Origin of the sequence: Longimycelium tulufanense, from assembly GCF_014645795.1 — a bacterium.
Classification (GTDB): Bacteria; Actinomycetota; Actinomycetes; order Mycobacteriales; family Pseudonocardiaceae; genus Longimycelium; species Longimycelium tulufanense.
The window spans coordinates 1-2,636 of the sequence record NZ_BMMK01000087.1 but is presented as its reverse complement, the minus strand read 5'-3'; the positions used below and the strand labels follow the sequence as shown (position 1 = coordinate 2,636).

Sequence of the window (2,636 nt, the reverse complement as noted above, 5' to 3'; positions counted from 1 at the left end):
GATCGCGAAACAGGCCCCTAGATCGTCCGTAGGACGATCAACCCCCGCTCTCCGGTACCCACTACCGATCACCGTCCTAACACGCGCCTACGGCGTTGTCGGCGGTGTCTTTGTGGGTGAGGGGGTCTTGACCGGGTGGGGCACCGGGGGAGGATGGATGGCAAAAAGACCTGGCGGGGGTCTGTGCGGTGAGTCGCGCGATCCCCGCCGCGCGTCACTGCCGGTGTCGGACACGGATGGCGTGCAACACAGCGGAAGGCCCTACCTGGCTGGCTGTCCGGTAAGGGCCTTCCGCCTGTTCGTTCTGGCGTTTCAGTCGCGGTAGATCTCGCGGCGGTGTCCCGCGTCGATCACGATGATGAGGAGCACCGCGTCGTGGATCTCGTAGACGATGCGGTAGTCACCGACCCGGATCCGCCAGGCGTCGTGTCCGGTGAGTTTGACGCATCCGTGGGGACGCGGGTTGGTGGCTAGCCCCTCAATTGCGGTCAGCACCCGCCGCCGGATGGGCTTGTCCAGCGCTTGGATGGTCTTGGCAGCGGCCCGGGTGATCTGGACGCGGTAGGTCATCGCTGTGGGCCTTCGGTCTCGGCTAGCAGCCGCTCAAAGGAGATCACGTCGTCCTCACCGGCCGCGAGGCGCTGGCGGGCGTCGTTGGCCCGTCGTGCCCAGTAGTCGTCTTCGATCTGTTCGTAGCGTTCGGCGACGTCGGCCGCCACCAGTGCGGCGACCCGCTGTCCGCGTCGGGTCAGGTAGACGAATGTTCCGTGTTTGGCGGCGTCGACCAGGTCGGCGAGGCGGTCGCGTGCGTCGCTGAGGGGGATCTCGATTTCGCCGGAGACGTCTCCGGCGTGCGTCTCGGCAGTCATGTACAGATTGTACAACTCTCCCGGGTTGTACGGTTGTCTCACAATGTGGAGGGAAGCCCCACCCGTTCGTGACCGGGTGGGGCTTCCCTCGGTGTCAGATGATGTTGAATCCGGTGCGGAAGTTGCTGATGGTGAGGGTGCCGCGCAACAGGTCCCGTCCGTCCCGGGCGCGCTGGGCGGCATAGGCGCCCAGGATTGCGGCCGACAGGGCTTCTTCTGCGCCGGCCTGGTCTCCGCGTCGCAACAGGTCGACTACCCCGTCCAGCTCGCGGCGTAGCTCGGTGTCCACGTGCAGGGTGCCGATGTTGCGGGTGCCGGCGGGCTTGCCGTTGTACTCCACGTCCACGTGTCCGCAGGCCAGGGCTTGGGCGTCGGCGAGGGCTTCGGCGTCCAGCCATGCGTTGGGCGCAAGTCCGGTGACCATGTCGACCCGCGTGGAGCGGGGCGACTGGGTGCCCTTGAGCCAGCGGCGGGCGGTCTCCCGGGACACTCCGGCCTGCTCGGCGAGCCACCGGGTGGCGCGCTTGCCGTGCGTGCCCCGGATGGCCTTCACGCTGTCTTTCCAGTCGCGTGCTTTGGTGACGCGACGAATGGCGTCCCACATCTTGCTCATGGGATGACCTCCTCGCGCTCACGGTGCGCGGCGTTGATCGCGTCCCGCATGGCGTAGGGGGACAAGTCTTCGTGAGCCGAGATCATTTCTTCGGTTATGTCCGCCCACTTCTCCAGTTTCCAGTTGCCGCACTGCCACCGGTTTTCTTCGGTGGCCAGCCTCAGTCCTGGGGGGGTCCACGGGGCGGTGTCGGTCAGGTGCCACGCGGTGTCCCGGCACATTCCTAGAGGCGGATTTGTTGGCTGTTGTCCAGCGCGGATCGCGGCGCTAATCTCCTGATCCTTCGCTGTTGTGGGGAATCCGTAGGTGGCCCGATCTAGGCTTCGGAAGGCGTTCGCCCACGTGAGTGCGATCAACTGATCCGACCAGTCCCTTCGCATCGTTCCCGTGTGGTTGTACCGCTCGGAGCGGAGCATTCCTCCGTAGGTGTTGGCATACACATCCTTGACCGCTCGGAGAGCAATCTTGGCCACCGGTTCAGGCCGTGAGAGAAGCTTTTCCCGTGCTTGCCGGAAGATCGCTGCGTGCTTGGCGAGACGGCGCCCGTGCTTGTACCAGACCACCACTTCGGAGGCGCGGACGTCCACGCCCCGGCTCACCAGGTAGTTCACCAGCGGCATTGGAATCCACGTGCTTTCCGGGATGTCCTGGAACGCGGGGTGAGACGTGTTCAGGGGCTCGGCTAGGGACACGTATCCGGGTAGCCCGGTCAGTCCTTCGAGGCTGCGCGGGTTGTCGTAGTGCTCGGGTTCGCCGTCGCCCAGCGAGACCGTCCCTGCGGCGGCCAGGAACTGTGCCGAGACGTCGTGTCCCACCACTTTTCGGCCGATTTCTGGGATCTGTTCCGGGTCGAGGTAGTCACGGTGCCGGATCATGTGCCCCTCGGTTGAGATGGAATTGACCAGATCGCTGTCGCAACGGTCCGGTCGGGGCATGTTTTTGTGTTGGGAGAGCAGTCGGTAGTAGGCGGCCAGACCTACCTCCCCGGGGTATGAGACCCAGCGCAAGCCACCTGTCGCCCAGTGCCAGGCCCGAAGCGAGCGAAGCTCGATCTCGGGCTCCAAGATCAACTCTTGGCGCTTGAGCCAGTGCCGCCAGCGCTTCAGCTCGACCTCGTCGCCGACCTGCGCCAGTGCGGCGTCGTGCTTTGCACG

At 65.4% G+C, this 2,636-nt stretch carries 4 protein-coding genes; all 4 read right to left on the bottom strand.

The features are described 5' to 3' along the window. Positions 1 to 312: 312 nt before the first annotated feature. A complete protein-coding gene (locus IEY55_RS31540; RefSeq protein WP_189062243.1) occupies positions 313 to 570 on the bottom strand; it encodes a type II toxin-antitoxin system RelE family toxin in 258 nt (85 codons plus the stop codon). Beyond that, the gene (locus IEY55_RS31535; protein WP_189062242.1) at positions 567 to 869 is read right to left on the bottom strand and encodes a type II toxin-antitoxin system prevent-host-death family antitoxin; all 303 of its coding nucleotides are present in this window, start codon (positions 867 to 869) and stop codon (positions 567 to 569) included. Before IEY55_RS31535 ends, IEY55_RS31540 begins: the two co-directional genes overlap by 4 nt. A gap of 94 nt (positions 870 to 963) precedes the next feature. Further along, positions 964 to 1,482 carry a hypothetical protein gene (locus IEY55_RS31530; protein WP_189062241.1) on the bottom strand — a complete coding sequence of 173 codons (519 nt, stop codon included), beginning with the start codon at positions 1,480 to 1,482 and terminating at the stop codon, positions 964 to 966. After that, the coding region (locus IEY55_RS31525; protein ID WP_229686952.1) for a hypothetical protein at positions 1,479 to 2,636 on the bottom strand (1,158 nt) is incomplete at its 5' end. The genes IEY55_RS31525 and IEY55_RS31530, both read right to left, overlap by 4 nt.